At 49.5% G+C, this 17757-nt stretch carries 18 protein-coding genes and 1 tRNA gene; 2 read left to right on the forward strand and 17 right to left on the reverse strand.

The window, feature by feature from the left end:
- The first annotated feature begins 251 nt into the window (after window positions 1–251).
- Window positions 252–815 (forward strand): response regulator transcription factor, encoded by a 564-nt coding sequence (locus tag L3D05_RS24105; RefSeq protein ID WP_239618938.1) that lies wholly within the window; start codon window positions 252–254, stop codon window positions 813–815.
- A gap of 36 nt (window positions 816–851) precedes the next feature.
- On the opposite strand, the gene L3D05_RS24110 is transcribed toward L3D05_RS24105, so the two are convergent.
- Window positions 852–2261 (reverse strand): sensor histidine kinase, encoded by a 1410-nt coding sequence (locus L3D05_RS24110; protein WP_239618939.1) that lies wholly within the window; start codon window positions 2259–2261, stop codon window positions 852–854.
- Between the two features lie 103 nt (window positions 2262–2364).
- On the opposite strand from L3D05_RS24110, the gene L3D05_RS24115 reads away from it, so the two are divergent.
- Window positions 2365–2982 (forward strand): hypothetical protein, encoded by a 618-nt coding sequence (locus tag L3D05_RS24115; protein WP_239618940.1) that lies wholly within the window; start codon window positions 2365–2367, stop codon window positions 2980–2982.
- A 29-nt stretch (window positions 2983–3011) separates the two neighbouring features.
- On the opposite strand, the gene L3D05_RS24120 is transcribed toward L3D05_RS24115, so the two are convergent.
- The 16 genes from L3D05_RS24120 to L3D05_RS24195 form a co-directional block, all read right to left on the reverse strand.
- Window positions 3012–4778, reverse strand: coding sequence for a multicopper oxidase domain-containing protein (locus L3D05_RS24120; RefSeq protein ID WP_239618941.1), 1767 nt, complete (start codon window positions 4776–4778; stop codon window positions 3012–3014).
- A gap of 11 nt (window positions 4779–4789) precedes the next feature.
- A complete protein-coding gene (locus tag L3D05_RS24125) occupies window positions 4790–6097 on the reverse strand; it encodes a cupredoxin domain-containing protein (RefSeq protein WP_239618942.1) in 1308 nt (435 codons plus the stop codon).
- 243 nt (window positions 6098–6340) lie between these two features.
- Window positions 6341–6556: a hypothetical protein gene (locus L3D05_RS24130; RefSeq protein WP_239618943.1), complete on the reverse strand. Its 216-nt coding sequence runs from the start codon at window positions 6554–6556 to the stop codon at window positions 6341–6343.
- A gap of 106 nt (window positions 6557–6662) precedes the next feature.
- Window positions 6663–6869: a hypothetical protein gene (locus L3D05_RS24135; protein WP_239618944.1), complete on the reverse strand. Its 207-nt coding sequence runs from the start codon at window positions 6867–6869 to the stop codon at window positions 6663–6665.
- 145 nt (window positions 6870–7014) lie between these two features.
- Window positions 7015–8106, reverse strand: a complete 1092-nt coding sequence (locus L3D05_RS24140; RefSeq protein ID WP_239618945.1) for a hypothetical protein — start codon at window positions 8104–8106, stop codon at window positions 7015–7017.
- Window positions 8107–8238: 132 nt separating this feature from the next.
- The gene (locus L3D05_RS24145) at window positions 8239–9144 is read right to left on the reverse strand and encodes a YitT family protein (protein WP_239618946.1); all 906 of its coding nucleotides are present in this window, start codon (window positions 9142–9144) and stop codon (window positions 8239–8241) included.
- A 123-nt stretch (window positions 9145–9267) separates the two neighbouring features.
- Window positions 9268–9417 (reverse strand): small acid-soluble spore protein P, encoded by a 150-nt coding sequence (locus L3D05_RS24150; protein ID WP_239618947.1) that lies wholly within the window; start codon window positions 9415–9417, stop codon window positions 9268–9270.
- 15 nt (window positions 9418–9432) lie between these two features.
- Window positions 9433–9609, reverse strand: coding sequence for a hypothetical protein (locus L3D05_RS24155; protein WP_239618948.1), 177 nt, complete (start codon window positions 9607–9609; stop codon window positions 9433–9435).
- Window positions 9610–9620: 11 nt separating this feature from the next.
- Window positions 9621–9965, reverse strand: a complete 345-nt coding sequence (locus L3D05_RS24160) for a hypothetical protein (RefSeq protein WP_239618954.1) — start codon at window positions 9963–9965, stop codon at window positions 9621–9623.
- Window positions 9966–10082: 117 nt separating this feature from the next.
- A tRNA-Ser gene (locus L3D05_RS24165) sits at window positions 10083–10171 on the reverse strand.
- A gap of 76 nt (window positions 10172–10247) precedes the next feature.
- A complete protein-coding gene (gene serS / locus L3D05_RS24170; protein WP_239618949.1) occupies window positions 10248–11534 on the reverse strand; it encodes a serine--tRNA ligase in 1287 nt (428 codons plus the stop codon).
- On the reverse strand, window positions 11521–12111 hold the full coding sequence (pdxT, locus tag L3D05_RS24175) for a pyridoxal 5'-phosphate synthase glutaminase subunit PdxT (protein ID WP_239618950.1): 591 nt from the start codon (window positions 12109–12111) through the stop codon (window positions 11521–11523). Before pdxT ends, serS begins: the two co-directional genes overlap by 14 nt.
- Before the next feature lie 181 nt (window positions 12112–12292).
- Window positions 12293–13174: a pyridoxal 5'-phosphate synthase lyase subunit PdxS gene (pdxS, locus tag L3D05_RS24180; RefSeq protein WP_169282148.1), complete on the reverse strand. Its 882-nt coding sequence runs from the start codon at window positions 13172–13174 to the stop codon at window positions 12293–12295.
- Between the two features lie 76 nt (window positions 13175–13250).
- Window positions 13251–14591, reverse strand: a complete 1341-nt coding sequence (locus L3D05_RS24185) for a D-alanyl-D-alanine carboxypeptidase family protein (RefSeq protein ID WP_239618951.1) — start codon at window positions 14589–14591, stop codon at window positions 13251–13253.
- A gap of 127 nt (window positions 14592–14718) precedes the next feature.
- Complete coding sequence (gene guaB, locus L3D05_RS24190) at window positions 14719–16176, reverse strand: IMP dehydrogenase (protein WP_239618952.1); 1458 nt, start codon at window positions 16174–16176, stop codon at window positions 14719–14721.
- 151 nt (window positions 16177–16327) lie between these two features.
- Entirely contained in the window at window positions 16328–17566 is a 1239-nt protein-coding gene (locus L3D05_RS24195; RefSeq protein WP_239618953.1) for a putative glycoside hydrolase, read from the reverse strand.
- Window positions 17567–17757: the final 191 nt, after the last annotated feature.

The following is a 17757-nucleotide window of genomic DNA, read 5'->3' on the forward strand; positions in this document are numbered from 1 at the left end:
ACCTATTCTCGTTTACTTTGACGACGCGGTGTACGGGCCGGCTCCGAATCGAGCCAGTTTATCAAATGTTATAGAACCGTGCTGATGCGCGGTTCTTTTTGTTTGGAAGCACAACATTATACTGATCCACATTAAGATGTGTACAGTCCTATGTTGCCATGGTATATTGGGCTTGTTATTATTGGAAAATTACGGATATTGAATACTGAATCCCGGATTATTTCCCGTACATTCGAGAGGAGTCGTGGCTTATGATTCGCGTATTGATCGTCGAGGACGATCTTTTCTGGCAGGATCAATTGCGTCATGAGCTTAGCGAAGAGCCGGACATCGATGTACTGGCCGCCGTATCCGGCAAAGAAGAAGCCCTTCAATTCATACAACAACATTCGACGGATGTCGTGTTAATGGATATTAATTTAACGGCCAACAATTTGGACGGCATAGAAGCGACTCGAATGATCGTCCGGCTCATGAGCGAACGGACGAAAGTGATTATGCTAACCTCGCTCCACCAATCGGACATCATCATCGACAGCTTCCGCAACGGCGCGATCAATTACATTACTAAATCGAATTACGGGAATCTCGTAGCCGCTATACGCGAAGCCGATCAAGGCAAAGCTTCGATTCATGCCGACGTCGCGGATGCCGTTCGTACCGAGCTGAAAATCTCGATATTGACGCCAATGGAACGTGAAGTCTATCAGATGAAAGCCCAAGGCTACAACAAATCCCAGATCGCCGAGAAGCTGTTCAAATCCGTGAACACGATCAAAACCCAGTTGAAGAGCATCCGCGATAAATTGCGCTGATCGCGAACACGCTCTCTCGATTATCCCCGCCGCGAATCAACCCATAGACTCTTCCACGAAATGCTGTCTCGGAAAAGCCAAGGCAATTGTCGTTCCCTTATTAACTTCCGAACGAACGATCTTGAGCGTTCCCGAATGTTTGCGAATAACGGAATGGCAATAACTGAGCCCCAGCCCGAAATGATTCGTATTTTTCTTCGTCGTATAGAACGGCTCGAACACCTTGGACAGCAATTCCTTCGGAATTCCGCTGCCGTTATCGTGTATTTCGATCGTAACGCCGTTTTTGCTAGCGATCATTCTAATCTTCAGAACCCCTTTGTCGGAATTCATCGCGTCGACGGCATTGATGCACAGGTTGAATAAGGCTTCCTGCAAGTGAACCGGATCGCAGAAGACGGTAACGTCTCGGCCGAATTCGGTTATTTTATGGATTCTTTTGCGGTCCAAGTGGGGATCTAGCTGGGTCATCGCCGCTTCCAAAATATCGTGCAACGACCGGCTTGTTTTTACGAGTGAAATATCTCCGGTTTTATCCTGTATTCTCTGGACCATCTGCTGCAAATGCCCGGTAACTTGCGGAATATGGTCGAGGAGCTCTTCGATGCGTCCGGTATTGTTCGTCTGAAGATGGGACCTGATTCTATCTTCGATATAATTCAACTTATCCAGCTCGTTCTTGATCGTATGGTTCAAGATGGCCGTTCCGGATTTGATCGCGGTCATCGAACTTTCGAGCCGTTTTTTTTCGTTGTGCAGCTTGATTCCGAACATGCCGTACTTGAAAGCAAAGTAGCCGAATACAATAATCATCACAAAGGCGATGGCATTAAAATATTGATCGGGCGTATGTATTTCGAGAAAACCGCTTTCCATCGCAGGCTGTTCGATCGTGGCATCGCGCGTTTTCGCGTTGGCATAGAAGAAGAGGAACATGATCAACAACGCCGCGGAAGAAATAATCAACGATCTCGCGTAATTGACCCGGACGCGGGTATCGTTGCCGCTCCGGAATAGCAGTCCGATGAAGACGATTCCGAACACGGCGCAGCCGAAGACGTACGGCCAGAACCAATTGAATTCATGGTAGAGGGAAGGGTAAGTCTGAAAGTAAAACGAGATGAGGATCACTCCGAAGGCGCGTGCGTACAAATCGGAAAAAGCGATGCCGCCCATCAGCACGGTGTAGGGAAAAAGAAACACGAACGCGTAGTAGGAAAAGAAGACAAATAGCTGCACCGTATCCACGAGTACGGACGGAGTCGCGCCGGCTTTCAAATCTGGCAACGCATAGAGCTGGATCCCGTTCGCGAGACGCTGCAGTCCGATCAAGAATAGACAGGCGCTCATCCAGTGGGTCACTAATTTCTGATCGAACTTACGTCTTCTCCATAACATGGCGGCGGAATACGCGAGAACCGCGAATTCGACGAAACGAAATAACATTGGACGCCCCCCGGTATTTTCCAGTATGATCGAATTAAATGTATAAATTACCTTTATTGTATATCCCAACCGTTTAAATCGCCATAAGGAGAAGTGAGGAGCAATGACTTTGCCTCAAATCATTCGCACCTTCACGATCGTCGGCATTCTAGGTTCGCTCGTGCTTATCGGCGGCATCACTTACGAATATTTTGATCCCGAGCCGATCGCGACTAACATCCTTGAAGCAGTCGCGATGTGCATCGTTTTTCTTGGAGTGATTAGCTCCTACATCGTGCAAGCCGAACACCTTGGAAAGTTCGGGCTGTTCAGCTTCATCGTCCTAACCGTCGGTTACATTTTGTCTTGTGGCTTGAATTGGGCCGTCGCATTCGTCAGTCCTGTATATGGTGAACTCACCCCTCCCAACATCGTCGAATCTGCCATTCCTCTATTTCCGCTTTATCAAGGGATGGCCAGCACCTTTATCGTGCTAAACGTGGGAATGCTCTTATATGGCATCGCGATTCTGCGTTCGGGCAAGGTCGCGAAATGGGCGGGTTTGATGTTTCTTGCGGCGGTTGCCGGAGCGTTGGCCCCGCCGATGGATGAAAAGTGCATTTATTTCTTCTGCGCCGGCATCATCTGGATCGGCATTAAAGGTTGGCACTGGAATCCGGCAGCGCAAACCGCGGAACCCTCATCCGATATCCGGCAACAAAAAACAGTTCCTTATCCGTAATTGGAAAGGAACTGTTTTTTGTTGCCCGGCTATTCCACGACCTCAATCTCGGCTACCATGCTCGGATGAATAGAGCAGTAATACGTGTAGGTACCCGTTTGATCGAAAAGATGCGAGTAGCTCTGGTTGGGCGGCAAGTCGCGGCTAGAAAACGAATCGCCTAAATCGTAAACGGTATGCGACATGGAATCCCGATTGATCCACGTGACCGTTTGACCTTTACGGATCGTGAGCTTCTTCGGCATGAAGGCCGCTTTGTCGATAAGAAGGGTCAGAGAGTTAGGGTTGCCGTCTGCTTCACCAGGCTGCTTCGTAATAGGCGTGGCGATCGGATCGGTCCCAGAAGAATTCGTCCCATGCTCATGCCCAGCTTCGGATGATCCGATCTTCATCGTTCCCGTCACGACGATCTCGCCTTTCCCTCTATCAAACAGCATCGTAGCGCCAAACGTCTCCGATACGAAGCGGAGTGGAACCATTAATGCTCCTTTGATTTTCTTTGGCGCGGCTGGAAGGAAGACAAGCCGACCGTCGATACTCGCTTGGGCATCGTTCTCCGCTAATCGAAGCGTCATCCGTGCTTTCGTGAGCGTCACGACTTTCTTGCCCGCGTTCCACGCCACCGTGGCACCGAGTTGCTCGGCAAGGAAGTCCGGCGGCACGTACGTCGTCCCCCCGATCGTGATCGGCGCTGCCTTCATAGCGACCGTCTTTCCGTTGACGACAACCGACGTGCTTCCCAGCTTGAAGCGCAAGGTCATTGTCATGCTTGGGGATGCTTCGGAAGATGGATCCGTGACATCGATCATTGTGTGCAAGCCGCCGGGATAAGCGCCGTCGTTCGTATTATCGACGATATTATGGCTATGAAACGGAAAACTTCCCGCCTGATCGAAGGTGACGAGCAGATCGTATCTTTCGCCCGGTCCAATTAGAATCGTGTCTTTCGTTAACGGCTCCGGAAGCGGTCTTCCGTCCGAGGCGATCACTTGAAAATGATAGCCGTGCATATGGAAGCTGTGAGATTGATAACCCGCATTGATCATGCGAATCAGAACCTTCTCGCCAACTTCCCCAGATATCGACGCGGTCGGGTCCTCCTCCGTATCGGGATAGGCTTTGCCGTTGATCGTCCAGTAACGCGGCTGGTAGTTCGTTCGATCGTACGCTTTGCCCTCTTCCACCGCCTGATGCCAGACCGGATCGATTTCGTTCAGCAGGAACACGTAGTCCTTATCGTAGACCGGGCCGCCGGTCCATGCTTGATTCGCGCCGCCCTTAGCCTTGACGACGAAAGCACCGTACATGCCCATCTGCAGATGCTCGACGGTATCTACGTGGCAATGGTAAAAGTAAGTGCCCGCATGGCTCGCCGTAAACTTATAAGTAAAACTTTCACCTACTTGTATAGCTTGCGAGGTATGCGGAACGCCATCGTTCGCTTGATCGGTATCCAGGCCGTGAAAATGGATCGTATGGGCGAGACGTTTAATTCCCGATTTCTTCGGCCCGATATTGGTTAACGTGATCTCGACGGCATCCCCTTCGTTCGCCTCGATGGGCGGCGCCGGGAACACCGCCGTTCCCGGTTCGTCCGCGAGACTGTAGCCCCATACGTATATCGATTTACCGTCAGGAAGCGTCACGTAGCCGTCAGTTGCGTACAAATGAAATTTTTTGACGGGCTGCGCTTCGTTTGCGGCATTGGCGGTTGGCCTGTCGAACATAAACGCCAGAAGGATCGCCGCGAGCAAAATCGACCGTAAGGCTAGCCGGAGCCCTTGTTGTCTCGCCATGCGCCTCTCTCCTAGTGAGTCATATCGCCCATCGAGCTCGCGGGAGCAGGCGCCGGGGTCGCCTCGACTTTACCGACCGATGTCGAGAAGGTCTTCGTTACTTCGTTCCAAGAATACGTTCCGCCGAGACCGCGCACAATCGCTTCGGCCGATGCGTAAACGACGCCTTTGACGGTTATTCCCGCCGTTTTGACCGTTTTTCCGTTCGCGGTAACCTCCCAAGCTTTCGCCTTCGCATCCCATGCCGCTTTGCCTCCAAGCGCATTAGCGAAGGAATCCGCGGCAACGATCAAAGTTCCGTTGCTCCATTGCGCCTTCGCTGCATCGGCGACGGCTTTGCCGTTCGCCGTCAGCTTGACGGCCGACTTCGGAACGACGATGACGGTGCCTTTCATCATCATGAACGAGTGCATGAAGCAATCGTAAGCATAAGTTCCTTTTTTCGTGAACTTAAGCGTGAAGGTCTGATTTTGCATCAGGATGCCGGAGTGCCGAACGCCTTTGCCGTCGAATACGGAGGAACCAACCGGTCCCATATAGTCGGGATTTACTCCATCATCGTTCATTACTTGCACGCCTTTGGGTGCGTTAAACGTAACCATATGAGGCTCGTATGGGTTCAGATTCGTCCATGTCACCGAATCGCCTTCGCTCACGACAACGACTTCGGGATTCATCCTCATGATGTTCATGCTCGACTGCGCGGTAGACAAATCTACGTTATAAGTCAGGCTGCCATCTTTGTTCGCGGTATAGAGGGCATCATGGGGAACGATAGCGGACACCGACTGCAAGCCGCTCTCTTCCAGCTTGGCTGCAGCGGCCTGTTCCGCCTGCGTCGGGATCTTCGCCCCTTTCGGAAGAACGACGATCGTGCCTTTCATGAAAGAATGGATCAAGCATAAGTAAGAATACGCACCAGCCGTCGGGAAAGTGATTTCGTACGTCATCGGCGCCCCCGGAAAGAGAAATCCGGAGCTTAAATACTTCCCGTCATACTTGCCTCCGCTCGGCGAGGAAGGTGCAGCGACACTAAAGCTCGGATCGGAAAAAACGTCTCCGAGCGATTTATCCCCTAGAAATGTAACGGTATGCGGGTAGTTGCCCCCGTTCGAGAAGATGACCGTATCCCCTTCGTGAATGTATGTGGTCCCCGGGAAAAACGTATCGATTGACGTCCCAGCCGCATCATTCCCTTTGCCGACCGCAACCTTCCACGTTTGAGGCCCGTCGTTCGGCGATTCCGCCACGACGATCGAACTGATCAGCATAAAGGCGGCAGCGATCGTGAGCAGGAATGCCAGACTTTTCTTAACCATTTTTTCAGCTCCTTTTGCGGATGAAAAGCAGAACAAAACATACGCTTTCACTTTGATTTCATCCATTTATCCACAGTATAGTCTCGTTCTATTTATTGAAGGAGGATGAACTTTTTTCACCCCCATTTTGCTGCGAGATTTTATAAATGGATGCAACAAAGAGAGCCCCTAATTCAATTAGAGGGCTCCCTTTGTTCACCACTCAGCTAATCAACCGTTAACCTTGTTTCTGATATATTCCGTCTAAGTTGTTTTTACAGTTTGAACCGCCAGAATCCGGTCGACAACAAGCGTACGAAATCCGCGCTTCTGGACGTCATATACGCGTGCCTTACCGTCCCTGACGGCGAACAAATTCACGCGTCGCTGCGTGAACTTGCCGCTAGTGTCCACGTAAATGAGATCGACTTTATGACCGATACACCGTTCAATAGCTGGCGACTGAGCTCCACCCTGCATACAAAAACCCCTCCGATATAGGAACGCCTGTTCTTATTTTAACAGGAACGAACGTTCTTATTCAAGGGGCTAAATAAAGAAAAACCTTCGACGACTATCCGTACCCTCAGCCGAACACAGTATCGGATACCCAATCTTTGAAGTAATAGAACGCCAGCCTGACAAGATTCCAAGCATTAGCCAGCTGTCCGGTCCTCCAAAGCACAAATAATAAAATAAGGATTAGTATGAGACACCCGCAGCCCGAGTTACCGGACTTGAAAGCCCCCAGTACCAATATGAATAGTATAAATCCTACAATGAGGTATAACATCCCTCTTCCTCCCAAACACAACTATTCAACATTCGGTTATGCTCCCCCTGCCAAGTGGTTGAAATAGGGATATGGCCATTCAAACAAAAACCCCCGCCAACGGCGAGGGTTCGATATGATTCGATTACATTCCGCAATCTGTATCTTACAAGCCGGTTCCTACGTCACCGAACAATCCGCCCATTTTCTCTTGCAGTTGTTCCATCGTGATGACGTTATCGCCTTTCGGCTCGCCGATTTCAAACTTCGGCTCTTCGTTGATTCCCGTGTTCTGGGAAACGATCTTAATGCCCACGCTACCCGTCAGATCTTCGGATTCAATCTTAGCTTTGAGCGTTGCATCCGTGTATACCGGATATTCTTTTTTGTCGATACCGATTTTGGCCGTCAGATCGAACAACTTAAGCTCTTTCTTCATATCTGCCAAGCCTTTGGAGAGATCTCCGTCTTTCACTTCGCTCAATTGTTTCTTAGCGTTGTCGAGATCTTCCTGTTTCAGTTGGAACATATCGCGGTATTCTTGGTTTTTGGACAAGAGATCGATAATTTCAGGAGCGATTTTCTCGATAATCGTATTAAGAAGCGGTTCGATCTGAGTTTGGTCCATGTGGAATTGAACGACTTGTTTCACGTCCACATCGGAAGGCAATCCCGCGTCTTTCACTTTAATGTCAGACAGATACTTATCTGCTTCAATGTGCTTGAACACGATTTCCGATGCTTCTTTAGAGAACTTCTGGGATTTGGCGATATCCATGTTAGGAACCGCTTCGCCGGATTGTTTCGCAAGCTCTTCCAAGTCAAGCTCGATGAATTTACCCACTACGTCTTCCGGAATCGGAAGCATTGGGATGTTCGGGATTTTTACCCAAACCTTCTTCTCCGTCATAACTACAGGAACATTGAAAGTAACCGCAAGATCACCTTTCAATGCAAGCTGCAAGTTCATTTCCATCAGCATTGGATCCGCACGATAAGCACCCGTCCAGGAAAGCTCGGCGCTCTTCAGCATGTTGATCATGGCAGCAGCTTCGCTTGCGCTCATTGTGTCATCCGGGAAATCGAAGTCCTCGAACTTCATACTTCCCTTCAAATTGTAGGATTTAATATCCGATGATTTCGACATGGACGATTGGAGCGCGTCTTTAGGTGACTTATCTTTCGTACAGCCGCTGAGAACGAGAACAAAAGTAAGCATGATGGCTAGGATAGCAAATCCTAATTTACTCTTAAACAAGATGGAAAAACCCCTTCCAATTTTTCTAACTATGTTAAATCAAACAAATTACATTGTATCTTAATTCCGCAGTTGCGAAAAGAGTTTCCGTGTTTAAATTTTGTTAAATTCAGTAAATCGCCGCAATAGATGCTAATGAATGTCTTTTTTCTTGAATCTTCCACCCTTGACATCGTGAATATTGCCTACTGCCAAGAAAGCCGCTGGATCAAGCTCGTTCACGATCGACTTAAGCTTCGCTTCTTCCAAACGAGTAATGACGCAGAAAATCACTTTTTTCTGATCCCCTGTATAACCGCCTTCGCCATGAAGCAACGTGACTCCCCGACCTAGACGCGCAGTAATCGCATCTCCGATATCCTTGTGATGGTCGCTGATGATCCAACAGGACTTCGACTCGTCGAAACCTTCGATCGTCAGATCGATCACCTTAAAGGCAATGTAGTAAGCAATCATGGAGAACATCGCGCGATCCCATGAGTAGACGAAACCGGCGCTTCCTAGAATGAATAGGTTGATGAACATGACGGTCTGGCCGACCGAAAAAGGTGATTTGCGGTTCAAGATAATCGCGACGATCTCCGTACCATCCAAGGAGCCCCCAGCACGGATGACAATCCCCGTCCCCGCGCCTAGGAAGATTCCTCCGAACACGGCAGCTAGAAAGATATCGTCGGTAAACGGTTCTATCGGATGTAACAAGGTTGTAGATATGGAAAGGACGATAACGCCGAGAAGAGTAGATAACGCGAAGGTCTTGCCTATGGTTCGGTAACCTAGAATGAGAAAGGGAAGGTTGAGGATGAATAGGAAGATACCGATCGGAAGGCCCGATAAGTATGAGGACATAATGGAAATGCCTGTTATGCCGCCATCGATGATAGAGTTGTTTACGAGGAAAATTTCCAGAGCCACACCAACGAGGATGGCTCCTACGATGATGAGAAAGACTCTTCTTACAATTTCCAAGGGGGTTTGCTTGTGATGGCGAATCGAGGTAGGTTTGCCGGGTGGTGCTAGAGTTTTTGCATCGGTCATGAACAAGTCCTCCTTTATGAGTATTCTTTCATTATACCAATGTACATACTTGGGGTAAACCGACCGGAACGGCAATATCTGTTATGTAGACGTAAAAAATCCCGGCTTTTCGCCGGGAATTCCTTAACCTTCAGCATTATTATGCCGCGTATGGCTGCGATTCTTAACTTTCTTTGATCCCGATAGAGGTTCAACCGGCTGCTGATCAACCGTCGAATGACGTGAACTATGCTCTTCGGGCCGTGGAACCGGCTGCGACTTAGGCTTGCTCATGCCTTGATAGCCCCCTTAAGATTTGAAATGCTGGAGATCCGTCGAGTCGTCATGATTGAGCGCATCTTGATGGCGTCGATCGTTCTTGTCCTGCTGGATTTGCTGTGCCTGATGAGAATTAACGGGTTCCTGAGCCAGTTCCTCCACCACATTACTAAGATTTTTGTCCACTAATCCGTTGGAATCCGACACCTGATCGCCCCCTAATGGGTAAAATGATGCAACGCTTGCGCGGTCTCGTGCAGATGGCGACGATAGTCCCCGATCAGCTCTTGAATGACATCGTTTCGTTCATCTACCGTCTGTCCGTCCTTCTCCACATCGGTCAACTGAATATCGATCTCTCGGCTATCCACGTACTTAACCGCAAAATCAAACTCGAACATCTGACGCCCCGCGGTCCTAATATGAACATGTAGCTTTCCTGTGTCTATCGCATCCGCAATGACTTCCGCTTGGTCGCCATCGTTCAATCGTTCCGGCAGCGTATGCTGCCAAGCTTCAGCAAGATCCTCTTGCGGAACGGTCAGTTCGTCGTTGCTGGACATCATGATCACCTCCACCCCGTTAGGTTGACCCAATGTCATTTTCTTATTCGGAACAGTTTCCTTATGAACATTAAAAAACCGACCCTAGGTTCAGGATCGGTTAAATGGATAAAGTTATGGCGGAGAGGGTGGGATTCGAACCCACGTGGGCTTGCACCCTAACGGTTTTCAAGACCGCCCCGTTATGACCGCTTCGGTACCTCTCCACGACTGGCAGACGACTTACCCGTGAAGGTTCGACCGATACTGCCCAGTTATCATATCACATCTGATAGGGAGACTTCAACCCCTGCGCGGAGCAATAAACTCGATTCCGCCCATATAGGGTTTCAATACTTCCGGAACTTTAATCGTTCCGTCCGCTTGCTGGTAATTCTCGATAATCGCAGCAACGGTACGGCCAAGTGCCAGACCCGAGCCATTTAACGTATGCACGAATTCCGGCTTCGCGCCGTTCTCCGGACGATAACGAATGCCCGCTCTACGTGCCTGGAAGTCCTCGAAGTTCGTGCAAGAAGAAATTTCCCGGTAAGTTCCGGCGCTTGGCAGCCATACTTCCAGATCATACGTTTTCGCCGATCCGAAGCCGATATCCCCCGTGCAGAGCGAGAGCACCCGATACGGCAATTCGAGCAATTGAAGCACTCGTTCCGCATGGCCGGTCAATTGTTCCAACACTTCATAAGACTTGTCCGGTGCGACTAATTGTACAAGCTCCACCTTGTTGAACTGATGCTGGCGAATTAATCCGCGCGTATCCCGTCCGGAAGCTCCGGCTTCGGAGCGGAAACAACCGCTGAACGCCACGAAAGCTTTAGGGAGCGCGTCGGATGCCAGGATTTCTTCACGATGAAAGTTGGTGACCGGGACTTCCGCCGTCGGAATCAGGAAATAATCCGTTCCTTCGATCTTGAACAGATCTTCCGCGAACTTCGGAAGCTGGGACGTACCGATTAAGCTGTCCCGATTAACGATGTACGGCGGCAAAATCTCTTCGTAACCATGCTTGTCCGAATGAAGATCCATCATGAAATTGATCAGGGCACGCTCAAGTCGGGCACCCAATCCTTTGTAGAAAACAAACCGTGATCCCGTAACCTTTGCAGCCGCTTCGAAATCCAGAATTCCTAACTCCGTACCGATTTCCCAGTGCGGTTTAGCATCGTAATCGAATTTCGTTGGCTCTCCTACATTGCGCAAGATGACGTTATCTTCTTCCGAAGCACCTACCGGAACGCTCTCATGCGGTACGTTAGGAATGGACAACAACAGCGTATCCATCTCCGCTTCGATCTCGCGCACTTCATCGTCCAATTGTTTGATTCGGTCGTTCACGTTCCGCATCTCTGCGATCAGATCATCCGCGTTCTCGCCGCTCTTCTTAAGCTTGGCAACGTCTTGCGATACGACGTTCCGGCGATTCTTGAGCTGCTCGCTCTCGGTAAGCTTCTCGCGTCGGCTGACATCAAGTTGAGGAAAAGCCGCGATTAAATCCAACGATGCGTTGCGATGTTTAAGCGCTTGAGCCACTTTATCATAATCATTGCGGAGCAGTTTAACGTCCAACATGGGTTTGTCCCCTTTCTTGGGCCATACGAATGAACAGTTCGTGCAGTCTATAGTCATCGGTTAATTCGGGATGATAGGAGGAGGCCAGTAGATTGCCTTGTCTCGCCGTCACGATCTCCCCTTGATACACCGATAGCACTTCCACGCTTGCTCCAACTTCTTTAATCAAAGGCGCGCGAATGAACACCGCTCTTAATGGAGTATCTATCCCCTTAACGTCCAGGTCCGTCTCGAAGCTCTCGCGTTGCCGTCCGAACGCATTGCGCGCGACAGTCATATCCATTAATCGCAAGTGCGGTTCCTCCGCTCCTTCGAGGCGCTCGGCTAATACGATCAATCCCGCGCAAGTTCCGAATACGGGGTTTCCTTTGCCCGCATACTCTCGGATCGCGTCGATAAATTCGTATTTGCGCATTAACTTGCCAATGGTCGTACTCTCGCCGCCCGGAATAATCAAGCCGTCGATTTCCGCCAGTTGCTCGACCTTCTTCACAGCGACGCCTTGTCCGCCGGCAAGCTCAATGGAGCGAATGTGTTCGGCGACTGCCCCTTGCAACGCCAATACTCCGATGATCATTCTTCGTTCCTTCTTCCCCGTACGAGTATAAATATCTCAAGCGGCTTCCTTCGGCGCTGTCTTATGCCGAATGGAAGCCGCTCAATGGTTAATCGCGTGTGACCTGCAAAAAGATTGGATCGGCTAAGCTAAGCACCTAATTCCTACTCCCATGGGAGCTTGTGCTTAAGCCTCGATGTGATTAAAGTCCGCGATCTTGCATACGCTCGGAAGAATGCAGCTTGGAGATGTCGATCCCCTTCATCGCTTCGCCCAGATCTTTGGATACGCGTGCGATCAAAGCATAGTCCTCGTAATGCGTTGTCGCTTCGACAATCGCGCGCGCGAATTTCTCAGGGTTATCGGATTTGAAAATTCCGGATCCGACGAATACGCCGTCCGCGCCCAGATGCATCATCAATGCAGCATCGGAAGGTGTTGCAACTCCGCCTGCAGCGAAGTTAACGACCGGCAAACGACCGGAAGTGTGTACGTTAAGCAACAAGTCGTAATTCACGCCGAGAACTTTAGCTTCATGGAACAGCTCATCTTTGGACAAATTCTGAATTCTACGAACTTGGCCCGTAATGATGCGCATATGACGAACCGCTTCTACGATATTGCCCGTTCCAGGCTCGCCTTTCGTACGAAGCATGGATGCTCCTTCTTGGATCCGGCGTAGCGCCTCTCCCAAGTCTTTAGCTCCGCAAACGAACGGGATCGTAAACAAGGATTTGTCGATGTGGTACACTTCGTCCGCCGGAGTAAGCACTTCGCTCTCGTCGATATAGTCGACGCCGAGGGATTCCAATACTTTCGCTTCTACGTAGTGGCCGATGCGTGCTTTAGCCATTACAGGGATACTTACAACCTTCATAACGTCTTCTACAAGCTCAGGGTTAGCCATACGGGCTACGCCGCCAGCTGCGCGAATGTCAGAAGGGACTCTTTCCAATGCCATGACTGCCGTTGCGCCGGCAGCTTCAGCGATTTTTGCTTGTTCGGCGCTCATAACGTCCATGATGACGCCGCCTTTTTGCATTTCGGCCATGCCGCGTTTAACTCTCGAAGTACCTGTTTCCATTATTTATGCCTCCCGAAGATTCTAAAAATAAATTTTACATGAAGAATGTGCAATAGGCAACCATTTAAGTCGGAATTTAGAAAAGATCTACAATTCCTTGAAACAGTCCGGAGAAGAAATTACCGATCGCGCGGAACATTAATCTCCACCAGCTAGCCTTATTCACTTCTTCAGAAGCAATGAGATCGATCTGAACTAATTTTTCTTCATTCGTAGATGGATCCTTGTATTTGTAAGTGGCCGTCCCCACCTTATCGCCAAGCTTGATTGGCGCTACGAGCGGGTCCAGATTACTCTTCACTTCTTGAACAACGGGCTCAACGGTTTGGCCTTTAGGAACAAGCACTGTAATATCCGTTGCCGTTACGACCGGTAACTTCGTTGCTTTTCCCTTCTTAACTTTCAGTGTTTCGTGTTCCGGTATGACCGATTTGGCTTGCACAACCGTCTTTTTCTCGAAGCCCTTGAAGCCGTAATTGAACAGCTTAGCCGTCTCCAAGAATCGTTTGCCGTCATTCACGCCGCCCGGTACACCCATAACGACTGCGATGAGGCGAGTGCCATTTTGTAATGCTGTACCTGTAAAACAGTTTCCAGCGCTACTGGTGTGTCCCGTTTTTAAGCCGTCAACACCTTCATAGGCGAATTTGCGAAGAGTAGGATTATTCTTATTGGAACCGAGCATCCAGTTCCAGTTTTTCATAGGCGCCTTGTCGCGTTCACGGAACTTTTTTTCTTGAATTTTTGAAGTTTCCAGAAATTCCGGATCTTCTTTCAGAATTGTGTAAGCCAGCGTCGCCGAATCCTTCGCTGACATCATCGTTTCGCCGTCGACAGAGGTCGGACGGTATTTCTCCGGCATATCCGCACGATCAAGGCCGGTCGAATTGATAAAGTGGGAATTGGTCATTCCAAGCTCGACCGCGGTTTCGTTCATCAACTTGACGAAAGCTTCCTCTGACCCTGCCACCTCTTCCGCAAGTTGAACCGTCGCGTCATTAGCCGAGTACACTGCCATCGCAATATATAGATCTCTAATCGTGTGTTGGTCACCTTGGGCCAAAAGAATCCGGCTGCCGATCTGTTTCGCCGCATTCTCGCCGACCGTGACCTTCTCATCCCACGATAGTTTGCCTTGTTTTACGGCTTTAGAAACCAAATATTCCGTCATCATTTTCGACATACTCGCCGGTGGAGCAGCTACGTCCGCATTACTTTGATACAAAATTTGACCCGTTTCCGCATCCATCAGGATCGCGGACTTGGCATCCAATTGGGGAGCACCTGGAACTTCGTCCGCTGCTGAAGCAATAGAAGACAATCCGATCATGAACAATAGATTAATAAGAACGAGGACGGCAACGAACCGCTTCGTTAAGAACACTTTAGGCAATGACAATAGATGATGGCGATTCAACACATTCTCCCCTTTTCCGATAAAATACTTCCGTCTTATTGTAACATACGACTACTCAAAGGAAAAAGCCGAGGCCAGATTATTTCCTGTCCCTCGGCTCCTCTATACGCTCTAACCCAAGCAGGATTTAAAAGGAATAGTTAGGTGCTTCTTTCGTGATTTGTACGTCATGCGGATGGCTCTCACGCAAGCCGGCTCCCGTAATCCGAACGAATTGCGTATCGTTCTTCAACTCTTCGATCGATTTGGTACCGCAATAGCCCATACCCGAGCGAAGTCCGCCGAGCAATTGATGAATCGTATCCTTCAACGGCCCTTTGTATGCAACCCGGCCTTCGATCCCTTCCGGAACGAGCTTGCTCTCGTTCTCTTGGAAGTAACGGTCCTTGCTGCCTTCTTTCATAGCTCCGATAGAACCCATGCCGCGATAAGATTTATAACGGCGACCTTGGTAAATCTCGGATTCTCCCGGGCTTTCTTCCGTACCCGCGAATAAGCTACCCAGCATTACGCAGCTTGCTCCCGCGGCGATCGCCTTAGTAACTTCTCCCGAGTACTTGATTCCGCCATCGGCGATAATCGGAATATTGTATTCGCGGGCTACCGTCGCGCAATCGTAAATAGCCGTAATTTGCGGTACACCGATACCTGCGATGATCCGCGTCGTACAGATCGAACCTGGTCCGATCCCGACTTTCACTACCGAAGCGCCTGCTTCGATCAGATCGCGAGTCGCTTCTCCCGTTGCCACGTTACCCGCAACGATTGTCAGATCCGGGTATTTCTCGCGCAGCTTGCGAACCATCGACACAATGTCGATGTGATGTCCGTGCGCGGAATCGACCACGAGCACGTCTATGCTTGCTTGCACGAGCGCTTCTGCCCGTTCAAAGGTATCTTTGGAGACGCCAACCGCCGCGCCGACAAGCAGTCTGCCATGGCTGTCCTTGGCCGCGTTAGGGAATTGAATGGCTTTCTCGATATCCTTGATCGTAATGAGGCCTTTAAGCGTATTCGTCTCATCTACGAGCGGTAATTTTTCTATTTTGTGACGCTGCAGAATGCCTTCCGCTTGTTGCAAAGTCGTTCCGACTGGAGCCGTAACCAGCTTCTCATGCGTCATAACGTCTTTAATTTTAATGGAGTAATCGTGTACGAAGCGCAAATCGCGGTTAGTTAGAATACCGACTAATTTGCCCTCGTTATCAACGATCGGTACTCCCGAGATCCGGTACTTGCCCATAAGCTCTTCCGCATCGTATACGTGATGCTCCGGCGTCAATGAGAAAGGGTTAGTGATAACTCCGCTCTCGGAACGCTTAACGCGATCCACCTCTTCTGATTGCTGCGCAATGGACATGTTCTTGTGAATGATTCCGATTCCACCCTCACGGGCGATTGCAATCGCCAAAGCCGATTCCGTGACCGTATCCATCCCCGCGCTGATCAACGGTATGTTGAGCTTTACCGAAGGACTAAGAACAGTTGAGACATCTACGTCCCGTGGTAGAGTTGAAGATTGACGGGGAACGAGTAGTACATCATCAAATGTTAATCCTTCTTTGGCGAATTTCGTTTGCCACACAGCTAATTACCCCCCTATGCCGGTTGCTTACCAGCTAATGTCTCCGATTGATTATCGTCAATCTTAGCAGAGGCATCTTAGGCTGTCAAGCACATTCGAAATCGGCAGAACCCGCATCAGATCAGCATTTTCCAATCCAATAGTATCCAACTTAGGCATTGAAAATCGGGTAGCGGTTCGCCGAATTCCAGATCATGTAAGAATGGATACCCACTTTGCGGGCGGCTAAGATTTGTTCCCGAATTTGCGCTTCCCCGTATTTCTGATGCGGATGTACCCATCCTGCCGTAAAACCTTGCAGCCATGGACGGACTTTAGCGGTAGATATCCCTTTCTCGTTTAGCTTGCGATTATGTTTGAGCGTATCCTTCAACGCCCTAGTAACGATGGCGCCCGGGCTTAGATCAGGATGATCGATTCCCCACATCCCATTGGAGTAATGCGAGGGATATATCATCGGCGAGATAACATCCACTTCTCTGGCTACGGAATCCCATTTCTGTCCGATTCCCATATCATCCTCGGAAGAACCAACCATGCCAAAGACGTCAGCGGACACCTTCGTTCCGTATTTATGCGATCTTAGATTCGCCCTATGGAGAAATTTACCGATGGCTTCGCTCTTCGTCCATCCTTGCGCATTGGCATAACTTACCTCGCGATCTACCTTCGAAGCATTTTCCGGAAATCTCACATAGTCGTATTGGATTTCGTCAAAACCAAGCTGAGAGGCGAGTTCGGCTAGCGCCAGCGGATATTCCCATGCTTCTTGACGGAAAGGATCGATCCAAGGCGTCCCGTTCCTATCGGTCCATACCCGACCATTCTTGCGCTTGATCGTCCACTCGGGTACCGCGTTCGCCACGGTCGGATTTTTGAAAGTAACGATACGAGCGATTAAATATATATTGTTTTGTTTCAATTGCTTAATGACCTCGCGAAATCGCAGAGCCGACTTCTTGTTCGACAACACGGGCCTCACTTGAAGATTGCTTTTCCCCGAGCGCACTGGATTCGATAACGTCACTCCGCTGTTCACATCCAACACCATCGCGTTAAGCTCCGTTTGATTCACAAGCCCGATTAGCTGGTTCATGCGTTTACTGTTATTAGCGACATGAGAGGTCACATAGATTGCGCGCACAGGCTTCGTAGGTTGCATTAGCGTGACCGGTCGGCTATCGTCGTCTATGTGGTTTTGCTTCTGAACTTTTGAATGGTTTGAACTGCGCGCGTTATTTTCTGTAATGCTCTTTTGGCCATTCTTCTGAGCAGAGGATTTCGCGTGATTGAGTGGACTACCTTCAGAAGCGCATCCTGTTAGCGTTAGCGTAAAGATGAAAATCAAGCCGATCCATTGGATTCGCTTGCACATATTAAACGCATACATTCGATGAAGATACCTCCCGCGTGAAAAGTAAAGGTATTGTTTGCATCGCGAGGGATTTTTCAGCGTCTGAGTTTATGGGAGATCAGGGGATATTTGCATTTCGAGGCTTAAAATAGAATGTTAGGTGTGGGGTCATTATGGGCGAAGCAAAAAGACGAAGTTCCTCTGGGAAGAGAAACTTCGTCTAAATA

Source organism: Cohnella mopanensis, assembly GCF_022352055.1.
Lineage (GTDB): Bacteria > Bacillota > Bacilli > Paenibacillales > Paenibacillaceae > Cohnella > Cohnella mopanensis.

Excerpts from the sequence above, each read along its gene's own strand:
- L3D05_RS24195 (WP_239618953.1), bottom strand. The coding sequence starts at position 17,566 with ATGTATGCGTTTAATATGTGCAAGCGAATCCAATGGATCGGCTTGATT.
- serS (WP_239618949.1), bottom strand. The coding sequence starts at position 11,534 with ATGTTGGACGTTAAACTGCTCCGCAATGATTATGATAAAGTGGCTCAA.
- L3D05_RS24150 (WP_239618947.1), bottom strand. The coding sequence starts at position 9,417 with ATGAGCAAGCCTAAGTCGCAGCCGGTTCCACGGCCCGAAGAGCATAGT.
- L3D05_RS24105 (WP_239618938.1), top strand. The coding sequence starts at position 252 with ATGATTCGCGTATTGATCGTCGAGGACGATCTTTTCTGGCAGGATCAA.
- L3D05_RS24145 (WP_239618946.1), bottom strand. The coding sequence starts at position 9,144 with ATGACCGATGCAAAAACTCTAGCACCACCCGGCAAACCTACCTCGATT.
- L3D05_RS24135 (WP_239618944.1), bottom strand. The coding sequence starts at position 6,869 with ATGTTATACCTCATTGTAGGATTTATACTATTCATATTGGTACTGGGG.
- pdxT (WP_239618950.1), bottom strand. The coding sequence starts at position 12,111 with ATGATCATCGGAGTATTGGCGTTGCAAGGGGCAGTCGCCGAACACATT.
- pdxS (WP_169282148.1), bottom strand. The coding sequence starts at position 13,174 with ATGGAAACAGGTACTTCGAGAGTTAAACGCGGCATGGCCGAAATGCAA.
- L3D05_RS24130 (WP_239618943.1), bottom strand. The coding sequence starts at position 6,556 with ATGCAGGGTGGAGCTCAGTCGCCAGCTATTGAACGGTGTATCGGTCAT.
- L3D05_RS24115 (WP_239618940.1), top strand. The coding sequence starts at position 2,365 with ATGACTTTGCCTCAAATCATTCGCACCTTCACGATCGTCGGCATTCTA.
- L3D05_RS24110 (WP_239618939.1), bottom strand. The coding sequence starts at position 2,261 with ATGTTATTTCGTTTCGTCGAATTCGCGGTTCTCGCGTATTCCGCCGCC.
- L3D05_RS24160 (WP_239618954.1), bottom strand. The coding sequence starts at position 9,965 with ATGTCCAGCAACGACGAACTGACCGTTCCGCAAGAGGATCTTGCTGAA.
- L3D05_RS24125 (WP_239618942.1), bottom strand. The coding sequence starts at position 6,097 with ATGGTTAAGAAAAGTCTGGCATTCCTGCTCACGATCGCTGCCGCCTTT.
- L3D05_RS24120 (WP_239618941.1), bottom strand. The coding sequence starts at position 4,778 with ATGGCGAGACAACAAGGGCTCCGGCTAGCCTTACGGTCGATTTTGCTC.